Annotated in this window: 11 protein-coding genes; 10 read left to right on the top strand and 1 reads right to left on the bottom strand. The window is 64.8% G+C overall.

The window, feature by feature from the left end:
• The first annotated feature begins 262 nt into the window (after nucleotides 1-262).
• From EJ070_RS20815 to EJ070_RS20770, 10 genes are all read left to right on the top strand, one after another.
• Entirely contained in the window at nucleotides 263-5,755 is a 5,493-nt protein-coding gene (locus EJ070_RS20815) for an alpha-2-macroglobulin family protein (protein ID WP_126093011.1), read from the top strand.
• Between the two features lie 82 nt (nucleotides 5,756-5,837).
• Nucleotides 5,838-7,928, top strand: coding sequence for a penicillin-binding protein 1C (gene pbpC / locus EJ070_RS20810; protein WP_245464640.1), 2,091 nt, complete (start codon nucleotides 5,838-5,840; stop codon nucleotides 7,926-7,928).
• 187 nt (nucleotides 7,929-8,115) lie between these two features.
• Nucleotides 8,116-8,874, top strand: coding sequence for a M15 family metallopeptidase (locus tag EJ070_RS20805; protein ID WP_245464639.1), 759 nt, complete (start codon nucleotides 8,116-8,118; stop codon nucleotides 8,872-8,874).
• Between the two features lie 236 nt (nucleotides 8,875-9,110).
• Entirely contained in the window at nucleotides 9,111-10,139 is a 1,029-nt protein-coding gene (locus tag EJ070_RS20800) for a sulfate ABC transporter substrate-binding protein (RefSeq protein ID WP_126093009.1), read from the top strand.
• A gap of 23 nt (nucleotides 10,140-10,162) precedes the next feature.
• Complete coding sequence (cysT, locus tag EJ070_RS20795) at nucleotides 10,163-11,014, top strand: sulfate ABC transporter permease subunit CysT (RefSeq protein WP_126093008.1); 852 nt, start codon at nucleotides 10,163-10,165, stop codon at nucleotides 11,012-11,014.
• Nucleotides 11,007-11,891, top strand: a complete 885-nt coding sequence (gene cysW, locus EJ070_RS20790; RefSeq protein ID WP_126093007.1) for a sulfate ABC transporter permease subunit CysW — start codon at nucleotides 11,007-11,009, stop codon at nucleotides 11,889-11,891. Before cysT ends, cysW begins: the two co-directional genes overlap by 8 nt.
• A 70-nt stretch (nucleotides 11,892-11,961) precedes the next feature.
• Nucleotides 11,962-13,002 carry a sulfate/molybdate ABC transporter ATP-binding protein gene (locus tag EJ070_RS20785; RefSeq protein ID WP_126093006.1) on the top strand — a complete coding sequence of 347 codons (1,041 nt, stop codon included), beginning with the start codon at nucleotides 11,962-11,964 and terminating at the stop codon, nucleotides 13,000-13,002.
• 204 nt (nucleotides 13,003-13,206) lie between these two features.
• Nucleotides 13,207-14,193 carry a sulfate ABC transporter substrate-binding protein gene (locus tag EJ070_RS20780; RefSeq protein ID WP_126093005.1) on the top strand — a complete coding sequence of 329 codons (987 nt, stop codon included), beginning with the start codon at nucleotides 13,207-13,209 and terminating at the stop codon, nucleotides 14,191-14,193.
• A 246-nt stretch (nucleotides 14,194-14,439) separates the two neighbouring features.
• Nucleotides 14,440-14,889 carry an Rrf2 family transcriptional regulator gene (locus EJ070_RS20775; protein WP_126093004.1) on the top strand — a complete coding sequence of 150 codons (450 nt, stop codon included), beginning with the start codon at nucleotides 14,440-14,442 and terminating at the stop codon, nucleotides 14,887-14,889.
• A 145-nt stretch (nucleotides 14,890-15,034) separates the two neighbouring features.
• Nucleotides 15,035-16,183 (top strand): hypothetical protein, encoded by a 1,149-nt coding sequence (locus tag EJ070_RS20770; RefSeq protein WP_126093003.1) that lies wholly within the window; start codon nucleotides 15,035-15,037, stop codon nucleotides 16,181-16,183.
• Here the strand turns inward: EJ070_RS20770 and EJ070_RS20765 are convergent.
• The gene (locus EJ070_RS20765) at nucleotides 16,180-16,647 is read right to left on the bottom strand and encodes a gluconokinase (RefSeq protein ID WP_126095850.1); all 468 of its coding nucleotides are present in this window, start codon (nucleotides 16,645-16,647) and stop codon (nucleotides 16,180-16,182) included. The two genes, EJ070_RS20770 and EJ070_RS20765, sit on opposite strands and share 4 nt — an antisense overlap.
• Between the last annotated feature and the right edge of the window lie 69 nt (nucleotides 16,648-16,716).

Raw genomic sequence — 16,716 nt, 5'->3', positions numbered from 1 at the left:
CGACAAAACTAAAATTGGAATGAAGTTCTGAAACGCTCGTAAAGGGGCCACAATCCAATTGTCTGAAATGGACCGGGCTTGGAATTCACACCTTTTGCACCTTCGCAAGAATGTGTGATCCATCTCATAGAGGTTCTGTCGAAATACCGGCCTTTGGCCGGAATGGAAACCGTTGGCCGGTTGAAAACCTGCCGCGTTCCGGCGTTGACAAGCCCGCTTGATGCTTGATCATGCCCGGACGCTGCAATGTCGGGAGGGTGATATGGCAATGCGCGCGGCTCGTGGTCTCTCTTTCCTTCTCCTTATCTTTTTCGCCCCCATCTTCCTCGCATCGGGCGGCGCGGCACTTGCGGCCGAAGCCCGGCGAATCGTGACGACCGACAATTCCGACTATTTCGGCTTCGACCTGAGGTCGGACCAGAATGTCAGCCTCGACCAGTGCAAGACTACATGCCTCGGCGACCCTGCCTGCCGCGCCTTCACCTACAACACCAAGGCCAAATGGTGCTTTCTCAAATCCGACTATAACCAGTTGAAACCGTTCAGCGGCGCCGTCGCCGGCAAGATCGCCAATGTCGATGGCGACCCCGATATCGGCGCCCCGCCTGCGCTTGCCTTCTTCCCCAACTGGATGGCCGACCAGGCCCAGCAGTTCCGCAACAAGCTGACCGATCCGGCCTATGACAAGCCCACTGAAGGGCTGGCAGCGCTCCAGGCCGCGGCCGAGCAGGCGGCGCTGACCGGCGACCATCGTCTCGCCATGCAGAAATACCAGGCCGCGCTGTCCGTCCTGCCGGACGACGGCGCGCTCTGGCTGGCGCTGGCGCGCGAAACGCTCGGCGTGCAGCCGGCTTCGAACACCTCGGAGCCATCGACCTTGCCGGCAAACGTCACCTCGGCCGCCTTCAACGCCTATAAGCTGGTGCGCACCGCAAAGACCCGCGCCGAGGCGCTGGCCCTGCTTGCCGCCGGCCTCGACAAGCGCGACCTCTTCCGGCCGGCCATCCAGGCCTATGAGGCAAGCCTTGCGCTGGTGAACTCGCCCGCCGTGCAGGCCGACTATGCCGACCTCAAGGCGCGAAAGGGTTTCCGCGTTATCGAACACACGGTTGATGCCGATTCCTCTTCGCCGCGCATCTGCGCCCAGTTTTCCGAGGAACTGGTCAAGACCGGCGTCGACTATTCGCAGTTCGTCACCGTCGACAATGCCGCGCCCAAGGCCGTCGAGGCCAAGGACAAGCAGATCTGCGTCGAAGGACTGGAACACGGCCAGCATTATGACGTGACCTTCCGTGCCGGCCTGCCGGCCGCGATCGGCGAGACCATCGCCGCCCCGGTCGTGCTGTCGATCTATGTCCAGGACCGCGCCCCGTCCGCCCGTTTCACCGGCGACAGCTTCGTGCTGCCGGCCGGCGCCCGCCGCGGCATTCCGGTCGTCACCGTCAACATGAACGCCGCCAAGATGAAGCTCTATCGCATCGGCGACCGGTCGCTGGCGCAGCTTCTGTCCGGCTATCAGTTCCTGCATCAGCTCGACGGCTATGACATTTCCACCATTTCCGACCAGATGGGCGAGCCCGTCTGGGAAGGCACGCTGGACATCGCCAACGACCTCAACAAGGAGGTCACCACCTCCTTCCCGGTGGACGAGGCGATCCCGCAGCGCAAGCCTGGCGTCTATGTGCTGACCGCGCAGCCGGTCGACGACAAGAGCGACGACTACAACTCACGCGCCACCCAGTGGTTCGTCGTTTCCGACATCGGCTTGTCCACCTACACCGGCCAGGACGGCCTCAACGTGTTTGCCCGTTCGCTCGGCTCCGCCAAGCCGATCGCCGGCGCCGAACTGACGCTGCTTGCAAAGAACAACGAGATCCTCGGCACGGCGACATCCGACGCCGAGGGCCACGCGGTCTTCAACCCTGGCCTCACCCGCGGCGAAGGTGGCATGGTGCCGGCCGTGCTGATGGCCAAGCAGGGCGACAACGACTTCGTCTTCCTCGACATGGGCCGCGCCGGCTTCGACCTGTCGGACCGCGGCGTTGCGGGGCGCGCCGCGCCCGGCGCGCTCGACGTCTATGCCTGGACCGAGCGCGGCATCTACCGCGCCGGCGAGGATGTGCATGTCGCCGCCCTTGCCCGCGACGGCGCCGCCAAGGCGGTCGAGAACCTGCCGCTGACCTTCATCTTCACCCGTCCCGACGGCGTCGAGAACCGCCGCGTCGTCAGCGACGGCACCTCCGCCGGCGGCCATGCGGTGGACCTGCCGCTCGAGCCCAACGCCATGCGCGGCACCTGGACGGTGTCGATCTTTACCGACCCCAAGCAGGCGCCGGTGGCGAGCCAGATGTTCCTGGTCGAGGATTTCGTGCCGGATCGCATCGAGTTCGACCTGACGGCCGACAAGAAGGAGATCGCCCAGGACGAGACCGCCAATGTCAGCGTCGACGGCCGTTTCCTCTACGGCGCGCCGGCCGCCGGCCTCGCGCTCGAAGGCGAGATGACGTTGTCGACCACGAGCAGTTGGGACCGGTTCAAGGACTTCACCTTCGGCCTCGCAGACGAGCAGTCGGCCGAACCGACGGTGACGCCTTTAGCCAACCTTCCCCTTGTCGGCGACGACGGCAAGGCGACCTTCCCGGTTTCGATCGACCAACTGCCCTCGACCACCAAGCTGGTCAACGCCAAGGTCACCGTGCGCATGCGCGAAGCCGGAGGCCGCGCCGTCGAGCGCTCGCTCGACATCGCCGTCCATCCTGAGAAGGACATGATCGGCATCCGCCCTGATTTCGAAGGCGGCGAGGTGCCGCAAGGCGGAACGGCGAAGTTCAGCATCATCGCCGTCGATCCGAACGGCAAGCGCGAGGAACTGAAAGGCGCGCAGTGGTCGCTGGTCAAGGTCGAGCGCAATTACCAATGGTACCGCTCCAACAATTCCTGGAACTATGAAGCGGTGAACCTCACCAAGGCCGTCGCCAACGGCCAGATCGACCTCAACGCCGAGGGTGACGCAACCGTATCGCTTCCCGTCGACTGGGGCCGCTACCGGCTCGAAGTCGAGACGGCCGATCCGGACGGCCCGGCGACAAGCTACGAGTTCGACGCCGGCTGGTATGTCGCCTCGACCACCACCGAAACGCCGGACGGCCTGGAGATTGCCCTCGACAAGGATACTTATGCCGCCGGCGAGGTCGCCAAGCTGAAGGTCTCGCCGCATTTTGCCGGCGAACTGCTCGTCACCATCGGTGCCGAGAAGCTGTTGAAGACCGTCACCGCCTCGGTGCCGGCCGGCGGCAGCACCGTCGACATTCCGGTCGGCGACGACTGGGGCGCCGGCGCTTATGTCACGGCGACGCTGTTCCGGCCGGGCGATGCTGAGCAATCGCGCATGCCGGCCCGCGCCATCGGCGTCAAATGGCTGACCGTCGATCCCGGCTCGAAGAAGCTTGCCGTCACGCTGACGCCTGAAAAGACCGCGCCGCGCCAGCAGCTGTCGATCCCGGTCGCCGTCAACGGCGCGCAACCCGGCAGCAATGCCTATGTGATGGTCGCGGCCGTCGATGTCGGCATCCTCAACCTCACCAACTACAAGGCGCCCGATCCAGAGGACTGGTTCTTCGGCCAGCGCATGCTGGGGCTTGAAATCCGCGACCTCTACGGCCGCCTGATCGACGGCTCGCTCGGCACCACCGGCAAATTGCGGACCGGCGGTGATGGCGCCAACATGCAGTCGCAAGGCAGCCCGCCGACCGAAAAGCTGGTCGCCTTCTTCTCTGGCCCGGTTGAGCTCGACGCCGACGGCAAGGCGCGGGTCGATTTCGACATCCCGCAGTTCAACGGCACGGTGCGCGTCATGGCCGTCGCCTGGACCAAGGAAGCGGTCGGCCACGCCGAGACCGATGTCATCGTGCGCGATCCGGTGGTGATCACCGCCGGCCTGCCGCGCTTCCTGGCGCCCGGCGATGCCGCGACGATGCGGCTCGACATCGCCGACACGGACGGGCCTGCCGGCGACTACAAGCTCTCGGTCGCCACCACCGGCGATCTGTCGACCGGCGACAAGCCCCTGCCCGAGAAGCTGACGCTGACCCAGGGCAAACGGCAGACGCTCTCGTTCCCACTGATCGCGCGAACGGCGGGCGATGCTTCGATCACCGTCAAGCTCGCGCATGACAGTGGGACCGAGGTCGAGCAGACGCTCTATCTGCCGGTGCGCCCGGCGCAGCTTCCGGTCACCAACCGCATGGTGGTCGACCTGAAACCCAATGGCGGCGCGCTTCGCGTCGACAAGGAGCTGCTCGCCGCAAGCGTTCTCGACGGCGCTTCGGTCAGCGTCGGCATCTCCCAGGCAGCTGCCTTTGACGTGCCTTCGCTTCTGATGAGCCTCGACCGCTACCCCTATGGCTGCGCCGAGCAGACCACCAGCCGCGCCATGCCGCTGCTCTATGTCAACGACATGGCCACCAGCATCGGCATGGAGAGCGATCCCGAGCTGCACGGCCGCATCCAGGACGCCGTCTACAAGGTGCTGAGCTACCAGGCCTACAGCGGCAGCTTCGGCCTTTGGGGTCCCGGCTCCGGCGATCTCTGGCTCGACGCCTATGTCAGCGAGTTCCTGACCCGGGCGCGCGAGCAGAAATACGACGTGCCGGCGCAGGCGATGAACCAGGCGCTGAACAACCTGCAGAACTCGCTGGGCTACGACCAGGACGTCCAGGATCGCGGCAGCGAGATCGCTTACGCGCTCTATGTTCTCGCCCGCAACAAGAAGGCCTCGATCGGCGATCTGCGCTACTACGCCGACACGCAGCTCGAAGCCTTCTCCAGCCCGATGGCGGTCGCGCAACTGGCGGCGAGCCTTGCGCTCTATGGCGACACGCAGCGTTCGGAAGCGACCTTCCAGACGGCGCTGCGGCTGGCAAAGGCGAGCACCGAGTACGATTATTATCGCTCGGACTACGGCTCGCCGCTCCGCGATGGCGCGGCGATGCTGGCGCTGGCGGCGGAATCGAAGCCGGTGCCGAGCATCGTGCCGCAGTTGATCCGGCTTGTGGGCCGGGAGCGTGCCGACGCCCGCTGGACGAGCACGCAGGACGAATCCTGGATGCTGCTCGCCGCGCGGGCGCTGAAGGAAGGCAATGATTCCATCACGCTTTCCGTCAACGGCGCGCCGCATTCCGGCGGCTATTCCGACCGTGTCTCCGGCAGCGACCTTGAGGGCCGCCCGCTCACCATCGCCAACACCGGCAAGACGCCGCTGCAGGCGGTGGTCACCGCGGTGGCGGCGCCTGTCGAGCCGCTGCCGGCCGGCGGCGACGGCTTCACCATCGATCGCACCTACTACAGGCTCGACGGCACCGAGGCCAACGTCACCGAGGCCAAGCAGAACGAGCGCTATGTGGTCGTGCTCAAGGTCTATGAGCAGAACAACTGGCCGTCGCGCCTGTTGATCACCGACCTGTTGCCGGCCGGCTTCGAGATCGACAATCCAAGCCTGGTCTCCAGCGCGCAATTGGCGAACTTCTCCTGGCTGGCGCAGACCGACGCCGCTCATCTGGAGTTCCGCGACGACCGCTTCGTCGCCGCCTTCAACCCCAATGAAGGCGACGGCGACCGCAACATCACGCTGGCCTATGTCGTGCGCGCCGTGACACCGGGCACCTTTGCCCATCCGGCGGCGACGGTGGAGGACATGTACCGGCCGCAATATTCGGCCCGTACCGCCTCCGGCATGATGGAGGTCAAGGCGGAGTAGCGATGAAGACGTCGCTGGAATCTTCCTTCTCCCCGTCCCTATACGGGGAGAAGGTGCTGGCAGGCGGATGAGGGGCAGCGCCATGCTCTCCAGAAAATTCCTCAGACGCACTGCGATTGCAGGCATTTCGTTTGCCTGCCTCGCCGCCCTTTCCGTCGCCGCCCTCTGGGAGCTCGACCGCGCCTTCCCGCCGCCGCTGCCGGCCACGCTGACGGTCTCGACCGAGGTGCAGGACCGCGACGGCCAGCTCTTGCGCGCCTTCGCCACGCCTGACGGCTACTGGCGGCTCGAAACCCGCCTCGACCAGGTCGACAGAGAGTTCATCGACATGCTGGTCGCCTATGAGGACAAGCGTTTCTGGGACCACCGCGGCGTCGACGTTCTGGCGCTTTGCCGCGCCGCCAGCCAGTTCGCCACCAGCGGCCACATCGTCTCCGGCGGCTCGACCTTGTCGATGCAGCTTGCCCGGCTGATCGAGCCGCGCGACAGCCGCAGCCTCGCCTCCAAGGCCAAGCAGATCCTGCGCGCTATCCAGATCGAGCGGCGACTGTCCAAGCAGGAAATCCTCGAGCGCTATTTGACCCTGGCGCCCTATGGCGGCAACCTCGAAGGCGTGCGCGCCGCCTCGCTTGCCTATTTCGGCAAGGAGCCGAAGCGGCTGACCGTTTCGGAATCCGCCCTCCTCGTCGCGCTGCCGCAACTGCCCGAAAAACGCCGGCCCGACCGCAACCTCGACATCGCCCATGCCGCGCGCGACCGGGTGCTCGACCGCATGGTCTCGTCCGGCCTGCTTGGCGAGCGCGAGGCTGCGCGCGCCGCCCTCGACGATGTCTCCGGCCTGCGCCGCAAGCTGCCGGCGCTCGCTGCGCACGCTTCCTACGCCATGCTGCCCAAGGCGGAGCCCGGCAAGCCGCTGCAGCTCACCATCCGCAAGAGTGTTCAGCAGGGCCTGGAGCAGGTAGCGAGGGAGGCCGCCAGGAAGCTCGGGCCTAAACTATCCGTCGCCATGGTGATGGCCGATGCGCGCACCGGCGACATTCTTGGCGAGGTAGGCTCGGCCGATTTCTTCGACGCCAGCCGCTCCGGCTGGATAGACATGACCAAGGTCGTGCGCTCGCCCGGCTCGACGCTGAAGCCGTTCATCTACGGGTTGGCATTCGAGCAGGGTTTGGTGGCGCAGGAGACCATCATCGAGGACAGCCCGGCCGACTTCGGCGGCTATCGGCCGAAGAATTTCGATATGGGCTACCAGGGCGACGTCAGCATCAGGCAGGCGCTGCAATTGTCGCTCAACGTGCCGGCGATCCGCGTGCTCGACGCCGTCGGTCCCGCACGGCTTACCGCGCGCTTCCGCCAGGCCGGCGTCAACCTGGTCCTGCCGCTCAACGAAGCGCCCGGCCTTGCGATCGGCCTCGGCGGCGCCGGCATAACCTTGCGCGACCTGGTGCAGCTCTATACGGGGCTCGCCAATGGCGGCAAGATGCACACGCTGCATGACGGCACCGAGCCGGCCAATGCCGAGCGCGCCACCGCCACCATCCTCGACGACCAGGCCGCCTGGCAGATCGACGACATCCTCTCCGGCGTGAAGCCGCTGGAAGGCGCCATGCAGGGCGGCATCGCCTACAAGACCGGCACCTCCTATGGCTATCGCGATGCCTGGTCGGTGGGCTTCGACGGCCGCTATGTACTGGGTGTCTGGGTCGGCCGCGCCGACGCCAGCCCGATACCGGGTCTGTCCGGCTATGTGTCGGCCGCGCCGATCCTGTTCGAGGGCTTTGTCCGTTCCGGTTTGGCCAGCGTGCCGCTGCCCAGCCGGCCGCCTGGCGTCTTCAACCCCAAACGCGACGAACTGCCGGTGACGCTCGCCCGCTTCGGCGCCGGATCGGACGGGCTGGTGCAGGCAACGCCGACCGAGCCTGCGCCCACCATCATCTTCCCGCCGGACGGCGCGCGCGTCGATCTCGGCACCAATTCGGCCGACGCCACGCCGCTGGTGCTGAAGCTTCAGGGCGGCCGGGCGCCGTTCCGCTGGCTTGCCAACGGCAAGCCGCTTGCCGGCATCGACCGCCGCCGCACCGCGACCTGGCAGCCCGACGGCACCGGCTATTCGACGCTGACCGTGATCGACGCCGTCGGCCGCGCGGCCAGCGTGAAGGTTTTCGTTGAATAGAGTGCGGCAAGCGATTCAGCGCATTGCGCTTCTTGGCCGGATGTCCGGTGCGAGGCACCCCCCTCTGGCCTGCCGGCCATCTCCCCCGCAAGGGGGGAGATTATTCGCTTCGCTGCCTTCGCCAATCTTCAACGTCAGAAAGATAGAGTCGGCATCGAAGCTGCCAATCTCCCCCCTTGCGGGGGAGATGGCCGGCAGGCCAGAGGGGGGTGCCTCGCGCCAACCTTGGCTGGGAGCAGCCACAATCCTCGCAACGCTGGCTCTCCTGCCAGCAATCTCCGTCCCCGCCCGCGCCGATCCCCTGCCCGCCGGCTTCGTCAGGCTCGCCGATGTCGATCCGACCATCCGTCAGGATATCCGCTATGCCGGTATCAAGAACTTCCTGCGCCGCAAGGTGGATGGTTACGAAGCCCCCGGCTGCATCCTGACAGAACAGGCGGCAAAGGCGCTCTCCAGTGTCCAGAAAGCATTGAGCGCCAAAGGCCTGACGCTCGTCGTCTTCGACTGCTACCGCCCGGCGCGCGCCGTCGCCGACATGGGGAGATGGACGAAAGAAGGCGGTCCGCCCGACCCGCAATGGTACCCGACGGCCAAACGCGGCGATCTCATTGCCAAGGGTTATGTCGGCGAACTGTCCAGCCACTCGCGCGGTTCGACTGTCGACCTCGCCTTCGCCGCCATGGACAAGAAAAGCGCCGCTGATCCCGCCTGCGGCGCCCCCGATGCGGTCACGCTCGATTTCGGCACCGGCTTCGACTGTTTCGACCCGACGAGCGAGACGGCCCACCGCCCTCTTCCCGCCGAAGCGGCAGCCAACCGCAAGAGGCTGCTGTCGGCCATGCGCGCCGCCGGTTTCCGCAATTATGCGCGCGAATGGTGGCACTTCACGCTGCGAGACGAACCGTTCGCCAAGCAGCGTTTCGACTTTCCCGTCACCGCGCCATGAAAGGGCGGATCGACCCCAACGCAAATCTCACGCTGCTCAGACCTTGCCGCCACGCCAGCCGTCTCTAGATGGCGTCGGACAGGCGCAGAGCCTGCTCTGGCTAATATGAGGAAAATGTTTCCCGAATATGCCGGCCGTCGGCGAAAAATTGCTTTGATGGGGCAAAAAAGGCAACATTGAATGCATCTAAATTCTATCAATTCGGTAGAGTTCGGCCGTCATCAACGGAGGCGGAAATGACCAACCCTCATTTCAGGAAACTGCTCGGCGCGCTGGTCGCCACATCTGTCCAGTTCGGCACGCTCGGTTTCGCGTTTGCCGATACGACCATTCTGAACGTGTCCTACGACCCGACCCGTGAGCTCTACAAGGCCTATGACGAGGCCTTCGCCGCGCACTGGAAGGCCGAGACTGGCGAGACCGTCACCATCCAGCAGTCGCATGGCGGATCGGGCGCACAGGCCAGGGCGGTGATCGACGGTCTCGACGCCGATGTCGTGACGCTGGCGCTCGAAGGCGATATCAACGCCATCGTCTCGAAGACGAAGAAGATCAACCCTGACTGGCGCACCAAGTTCGAGAACAACTCGGCACCCTACACTTCGACCATCATCTTCCTGGTGCGCAAGGGCAATCCCAAGGGCATCCACGACTGGAGCGACTTGGTTAAGGACGGCGTCCAGGTGATCACGCCGAACCCGAAGACGTCCGGCGGCGCGCGCTGGAACTATCTTGCCGCCTGGGCCTATGCCAACGCCAATGACGGCAAAGACGAAGCCAAGACCAAGGAATTCGTCGGCAAGCTTTACGCCAATGTCCCGGTGCTCGATACCGGCGCGCGCGGCTCGACGGTGACCTTCGCGCAGAAGGGCCTCGGCGACGTGCTGATCGCCTGGGAGAACGAGGCCTATCTCGCGCTTGACGAATTCGGCGCCGACAATTTCGACATCGTCTACCCGCCGACCTCGATCCTTGCCGAGCCGCCGGTCGCCGTCGTCGATGCCAATGTCGACGCCAAGGGCACGCGCAAGGTCGCCGAGGCTTATCTCGGCTGGCTCTATTCCAAGGAAGGCCAGACCATCATCGCCAAGAACCACTATCGTCCGGCCAAGCCCGACCTGGTGCCCGCCGAGGACCTTGCCAAGCTGCCGGCAATCAAGCTTGTCACCGTCGACGATCCGCAATTCGGCGGCTGGAAGAAAGCGCAGCCTTACCATTTCGGCGACGGTGGTGTATTCGACCAGATTTATAAGCCGGCCCAGTAAGCTAGGATATAGATCAGGACGACATGACCACAGCACCCGCCCAGGCGGGGTGGCGGTTCAGACAGCCGAGCGTCATTCCGGGTTTCGGATTGACGCTCGGCTTCTCGCTTGCCTACCTCACGCTCATCATCCTCATCCCGCTCTCGGGGCTGGTCTGGCGTTCGGCCGCGCTCGGCTGGACCGATTTCTGGGCGATCGCCGTCGACCGCCGCACCCTCAACGCGCTGAAGATCAGCTTCGGCACCGCTTTCATCGCCGCCGCGGTCAATGTCGTGTTCGGCACCGTCGTCGCCTGGGTGCTGGTCCGCTATCGTTTCCCCGGCCGCCGCATCGCCGATGCGATGGTCGACCTGCCCTTCGCGCTGCCCACGGCGGTCGCCGGCATCGCGCTAACCACCCTTTACGCACCGAACGGCTGGATCGGCCACCTTCTGGCACCGCTCGGCATCAAGGTTGCCTACACGCCACTCGGCATTGTCGTGGCGCTCGTCTTCATCGGGCTGCCTTTCGTCGTGCGCACTGTCCAGCCGATCATGGAAGAACTCGACAAGGAGGTCGAGGAGGCGGCGGCCACGCTGGGCGCCAACCGCTTCCAGATCATCACTCGCGTGCTCTTCCCCGGACTGGCGCCGGCCATCATCACCGGCTTCTCGCTCGCTTTCGCGCGCGGCGTCGGCGAATACGGCTCGGTCATCTTCATTGCCGGCAACCTGCCCTTCAAATCGGAGATCGCACCGCTTCTGATCGTGATCAGGTTGGAGGAATACAATTACGCCGCGGCGACCGCGATCGCCGCGATCATGCTGGCGCTGTCCTTTGTAATGCTTTTGGTCGTCAATCTCGTGCAGTCATGGAGCCGCAAGCGCTATGGCTGACCCCGAGATCAAATCCTACGAGCCGCTTCACGAAAGCCAGTCGGCGGCGGTCACCGAAAGCCAGCCGGTGCGCTGGGTGGCTATGGGGATTGCCTTTGCCTTCCTCGCCGTCTTTCTGCTTCTGCCGCTGATCGTCGTCTTCCACGAGGCGCTTGCCAAGGGCATCGGCACCTACACGGAAGCGCTTGGCAGCCCCGACACCAGATCGGCGATCCGCCTGACGCTGCTTGTGGCCGCTATCTCGGTGCCGCTCAACGTCATTTTCGGCATCTCGGCCGCCTGGGCGATCGCCAAGTTCGAGTTCAAGGGCAAAGCCTTCCTCACCACGCTTATCGACCTGCCCTTTTCGGTCTCGCCGGTCATTTCCGGCCTGGTCTATGTGCTTCTGTTCGGCGCACAGGGGTTGCTCGGCGAATGGCTGAAGGCGCACGGCATCCAGATTTTGTTCGCCGTGCCGGGCATCGTGCTCGCCACCGTTTTCGTCACCTTCCCCTTCGTTGCGCGCGAGTTGATCCCGCTGATGCAGGAACAGGGCAATGGCGACGAGGAAGCCGCGCTTTCGCTGGGCGCCAATGGCTGGCAGACCTTCCGGTATGTGACGCTCCCCAACGTGAAATGGGGTCTGCTCTATGGCGTGCTGCTCTGCAATGCCCGCGCCATGGGCGAGTTCGGCGCGGTGTCGGTGGTGTCCGGCCACATACGCGGCCTCACCAACACCATGCCGCTGCATGTCGAAATCCTCTACAATGAGTACAACGCCGTCGGCGCTTTCGCCGTCGCTTCGCTGCTTGCCGGCCTAGCGCTGGTGACACTGGTCTTGAAAACACTTCTCGAGATGCGCTACGGCGCCGAGATCGCCGCGACGCGCGGACACTAAGATGCATGTCGCCCAAAAGTGTGTAGCGGTTTTGGGACAACGACATGCATCAACTAACTGAGGGATCTGTATGGAAGTTCGCGTTGTCAACGTGCGCAAGGAGTTTGAGCTGTTTCCGGCGCTCCACGACGTGTCGCTCGACATCAGGTCAGGCGAGCTCATCGCTCTGCTTGGACCGTCCGGCTCCGGCAAGACGACCCTGCTCCGGCTGATCGCCGGTCTTGAGCGTCCGACCAAGGGCGCCATCTACTTCGGCGAGGAAGACGCCTCGCAGAAGTCGATCCAGGAGCGCAATGTCGGCTTCGTCTTCCAGCATTACGCGCTGTTCCGCCATATGACGGTTGCCGACAACATCGGCTTCGGCCTCAAGGTCCGGCACGGCGCCGCACGCCCCTCCACGCAGGAGATCCGCCGCCGTGCTTCCGAATTGCTCGACCTTGTCCAGCTTTCGGGCCTGGAAAAGCGCTATCCGGCACAGCTCTCCGGCGGTCAGCGCCAGCGCGTGGCGCTGGCCCGCGCCATGGCGATCGAGCCCAAGGTGCTCTTGCTCGACGAGCCGTTCGGCGCGCTCGACGCCCAGGTGCGTCGCGAACTGCGCCGCTGGCTGCGCGAGATCCACGACGCCACCGGCCACACAACCGTCTTCGTCACTCACGACCAGGAAGAGGCGCTGGAGCTTGCCGACCGCGTTGTCGTGATGAGCCAGGGCCGCATCGAGCAGGTCGGCTCGGCCGACGAGATCTACGACACGCCGAACTCACCTTTCGTCTACAGCTTCATCGGCGAATCGAGCTCGCTGCCGGTCAAGGTCGACAATGGCGAGATCTGGCTCGCCGACCGGCCGATCGGCCTGCCGGCGCCGAACGCTCCGTCCGGCGAGGCACTGCTCTATTTCCGTCCGCACGATGTCGAGCTGCTCGACGGCTGCAGCGGCTGCATCGCCGGCACGGTCGCCGCCAGCCGGCGCGTCGCCGGTACCAGACGAGTAGAGCTCGAGGTGGGCGGCGAGCGCCAGCGCGTCGAGATCGAGCTGCCTATCGACCATCCCGCGGCGCAGAAGAGCCGGGTGGCCTTCAGGCCGGGGCGCTGGAAGCTCTTCCCGACTGCCTGACACATCTTTCTGCCTGCCGCTCTCCGCTGGCGCCCGCCGGCGCCGCGATGAATCTGCTTGGAAGAAAATCCCGCCAAACAGCTGTTTGGGCGACGCTTTTTCCTGGCGCCTGCCATCCACCCGGACCGCGTGCCTCGTCGGACCAGACTTTCCTTCTTATGGTCGCATTATAGTTTCTGACTGTTCCGAAGGAGACCTGTTTTCATGAAGCGCCTATTGCTCGGCATCGCCGCTCTCGCCGGCCTCGTCCTCGCCTCCTCCCAAGCCTGGTCGGCCGACAAGCTGTTGAATGCCTCATACGACGTTGGCCGCGAATTGTTCGCCGACATCAACAAGGCCTTCATCGCCAAGCATCCTGGCGTGACGGTCGATCAGTCCCACGCCGGCGCCTCGGCGCAGGCGCGCGCCGTCGCCGATGGCCTGGGTGCCGATGTCGTCACCTTCAACCAGGTCACCGACGTCGATTTCCTGGTCAACAAGGGGCTGGTCTCGGCGGATTGGCAGAAGGATTTCCCGGATAACGCCTCGCCCTTCTATTCGCTGCCGTCCTTCCTGGTGCGCGCCGGCAATCCCAAGCACATCAAGGACTGGAGCGACCTGGTGCGCGACGACGTGCAGGTGATCTTCCCCAACCCGAAGACATCGGGCAACGCGCGCTACACCTATCTCGCCGCCACCGCTTACGCCAAGGAGGCTTTCAAGGGCGACGACGCCAAGGTGAAGGAGTTCATCACCAAGCTGTTCAACAACGTGCCGATCTTCGACACCGGTGGCCGCGCCGCCACCACCACCTTCGTCCAGCGCGAGATAGGCGACGTGCTGATCACCTTCGAATCCGAAACGCGCGGCATCCGCAAGGAATATGGCGACGACAAATTCGAGCAGGTCACGCCTTCGGTCAGCCTGCTCGCCGAATTCCCGGTGGCGATCGTCGACAAGGTCGCCGACGAGCACGGCAGCCGCGATCTCGCCAAGGCCTATCTCGACTTCCTCTATTCGCCGGAGGGTCAGGACATCGCCGCCCGCAACGGCCTGCGGGCTCGCGACGCCTCGGTTGCCGCCAAATACAAGGCCGATTTTCCCGACGTCCGCCTGTTGACGGTGGACGAGGTCTTCGGCGGCTGGGACAAGGTGCAGAAGGAGCATTTCGCGGCCGGCGGCCTGCTCGATCAGGCCTACGCCGGCCACTAGCTCCTCAATCATAGAGCGCAGGAGAGCCGGCCTTTGTCGGCTTTCTTTGTGCCGGCGGGCGGGATTGAATCGCCGGCCGAATCCCGAGTCCTCTGTGAAGAACGTTACGAAGAATCAACGCGTTTGTGCCTAAACCTGTGCTCGCAAATTGTTGGGCCAAACAACATTCAGGGGCCAAACTGTCATGATTTGCACACAAACAACCGCCAGATGCAGGCGATTGGGGTTTGATGAACTGAATCGGGCATGCTGACCAAAAAAGGCAAATACGGCCTCAAGGCCCTCGTGCATCTTGCCAGCCTGCCGGTTGGCCAGCTTGCATTCGTCAACGACATAGCGGTCGCCAACAACATCCCGAAGAAGTTCCTGGATGCCATCCTGGGCGAACTGCGCAACGCCGGCTTCGTGCAGAGCCGCAAGGGCAAGGAAGGCGGCTATCGCCTCGCCAGGCCCGCGTCCGAGATCAAGATCGGCCATGTCGTGCGCGTGCTGGACGGGCCGCTGGCGCCGATCCCCTGCGCCAGCCGCACGCAATATCAGCGCTGCGAGGATTGCGACGAGGCGACATGCCAGGTCCGCCACATGATGCTGGAAGTGCGCCAGGCGATCGCCGAGGTTCTCGACAATCGCAGCCTCGCCGCCATGCGCGATGCCGCCAATGACGATTTCCCGGCCGAACTGACGTCGCAGATTTAGAGGCAATTCCAGGAAAGTGCGCGGCGATTTTCCGTCCGGAATCGCGCAAGCAGAGCCGTCGCTCGCCTTAACGCTCCCTGCCGCTGGTTGCTTGCCCGCCTTGGAGGCAGTAAAGCGGCTGAAGGATTGAACGGGGCTTTGAAGCATGAGGCTGCCTTGGCTTGGCAATTTCCGCAGGGCCAAACGGCAGCCGTCATCCGCCAGCGTCTATCATACCGAGATCATCGCCGACGTGCTGGTGCCGGAGCGTGGCGAAACCGTCCGCTTCTTCAGCCGCAAGCTCGTCCGTCCCGGCAAGCTGCGCCGCTTCTCCAACAAGGATCTGCGCGAAAGCCTGCTGTCCTGCTTCTATCTCGGCGTGGCGGCGGTCCTGCCTGTCATCTCGTGGGCGCCGATCTGCGACTGGGTCTCAACACTTCGGCGCAAGCGCCATTTTCGCAAGGAATTCGCGCGCTACGACGTCGCGATCAAAGCGGTGCTTGGCGATGGCGCCGACACGCAAAGCCTTTTCAGGGGTCACCTTGCCGCCGCGCATCGCCGCCGCCTGATGTTGGCCGCCCATCTGGTTCCGCGCCGCTGGTCGCCCGCAATCCGGCTGGAAGGCGTCGACGGCTTGCGCGAGGCCCTGCGGCGCGGCCGCGGCGCCATTGTCTGGTGCGATCAGTTCATCGCCCAGACCATCATGGGCAAGCGCGCCCTCTTCGAAGCCGGCATCGAAGCGCACCAGGTCAGCGTCAACTTCCACGGCTTCTCGGAAAGCAAGTTCGGCCTGTATGTGATCAACAGGCCGCTGGTCAAGGTCGAGAACCGCTTCCTGAAGAGCCGCATCGTCTTCGAGCGCGCCGACGCCTACCAGGTCACGGCGCGCATCCAGAAGACGCTGAAGGAGAACGGCGTCGTGCTGATGACCAACACCGTCCACGCGGGCTCCACCTTCACCGAAGCTGCCATGGGCGAGCATGGCTGGACCCACCTCGCCTCGGCGCCGGCCAATTTCGCGGCGCGCGCCGGTGCTGCGCTGTTTGCCATGTCGACCTTGGAGACCGTGCCCTTTCGCGAATACCGGGCGATCGTCAGCCCCGAGCTGAAGCCCATCACCAGCCAGCCGGCAACCCTGCCGGCAAAGGACGTGGCGGCAAAGAACCTCGTCCTGCAGGCGGCCTATATCCTGCTCAAGCGCGACCGTCTGCTGGAAGCGGTCAAATTGCATCCGGAACAGATGATGGCCTGGTCGGGCGCCCACCGTCTCACCGGGCGGCAGGATCAACCCGCGATCGGTAGCGATGTCGGTTAGCCGAGTGCTTGCCTTGCGATCCCGGCGACAGTCCGCGTCGCGTCCACGGTTACCGCCTGCTCGTCCCTGCCCGGCTCTTCCAGGGTTGCGAACTGGCTGTCGACCAGGCTGGCCGGCATGAAATGACCCTTGCGGGCCGCAACCCGTCGCCAGGCGGTCTCGCGATCGATCTTCAGGTAGAGGAAGACGATGCCCGGACAGAAGCGGCGCAGCCGGTCCCGGTAGCTGCGCTTCAATGCCGAGCAGGCCGCCACGGCCCTCTGTCCGTCGGCGATGGAGGCCGCGATGCGTTCGCCGATCGCGTCGAGCCAGCCCTCGCGCAACGCATCCGTCAGCGGCTCGCCGCGCGCCATGCGCGCCACGTTTTCCGGCGGATGCAACCCGTCGCCCTCAATGAAGACTGCGCCCAGCGACTTGGCCAGCGCTTCGCCGACGACCGTCTTGCCGCAGCCGGCAACCCCCATCACGACGATGGCCGGCGCTGACCGGATCTCGTTCAATCAAGCCTCCGATGGTTTTGGCCTTGCCGACCC

The sequence above is a fragment of the Mesorhizobium sp. M1E.F.Ca.ET.045.02.1.1 genome (genome assembly GCF_003952485.1).
GTDB lineage: Bacteria > Pseudomonadota > Alphaproteobacteria > Rhizobiales > Rhizobiaceae > Mesorhizobium.
The sequence above is the reverse complement of the archived record's forward strand: the minus strand, read 5'-3'. Positions and strand labels throughout refer to the sequence as shown.

Coding starts and splice junctions, on each gene's coding strand:
- EJ070_RS20815 (WP_126093011.1), top strand. CDS start 263: ATGGCAATGCGCGCGGCTCGTGGTCTCTCTTTCCTTCTCCTTATCTTT.
- pbpC (WP_245464640.1), top strand. CDS start 5,838: ATGCTCTCCAGAAAATTCCTCAGACGCACTGCGATTGCAGGCATTTCG.
- EJ070_RS20805 (WP_245464639.1), top strand. CDS start 8,116: ATGGCCGGCAGGCCAGAGGGGGGTGCCTCGCGCCAACCTTGGCTGGGA.
- EJ070_RS20800 (WP_126093009.1), top strand. CDS start 9,111: ATGACCAACCCTCATTTCAGGAAACTGCTCGGCGCGCTGGTCGCCACA.
- cysT (WP_126093008.1), top strand. CDS start 10,163: ATGACCACAGCACCCGCCCAGGCGGGGTGGCGGTTCAGACAGCCGAGC.
- cysW (WP_126093007.1), top strand. CDS start 11,007: ATGGCTGACCCCGAGATCAAATCCTACGAGCCGCTTCACGAAAGCCAG.
- EJ070_RS20785 (WP_126093006.1), top strand. CDS start 11,962: ATGGAAGTTCGCGTTGTCAACGTGCGCAAGGAGTTTGAGCTGTTTCCG.
- EJ070_RS20780 (WP_126093005.1), top strand. CDS start 13,207: ATGAAGCGCCTATTGCTCGGCATCGCCGCTCTCGCCGGCCTCGTCCTC.
- EJ070_RS20775 (WP_126093004.1), top strand. CDS start 14,440: ATGCTGACCAAAAAAGGCAAATACGGCCTCAAGGCCCTCGTGCATCTT.
- EJ070_RS20770 (WP_126093003.1), top strand. CDS start 15,035: ATGAGGCTGCCTTGGCTTGGCAATTTCCGCAGGGCCAAACGGCAGCCG.
- EJ070_RS20765 (WP_126095850.1), bottom strand. CDS start 16,647: ATGGGGGTTGCCGGCTGCGGCAAGACGGTCGTCGGCGAAGCGCTGGCC.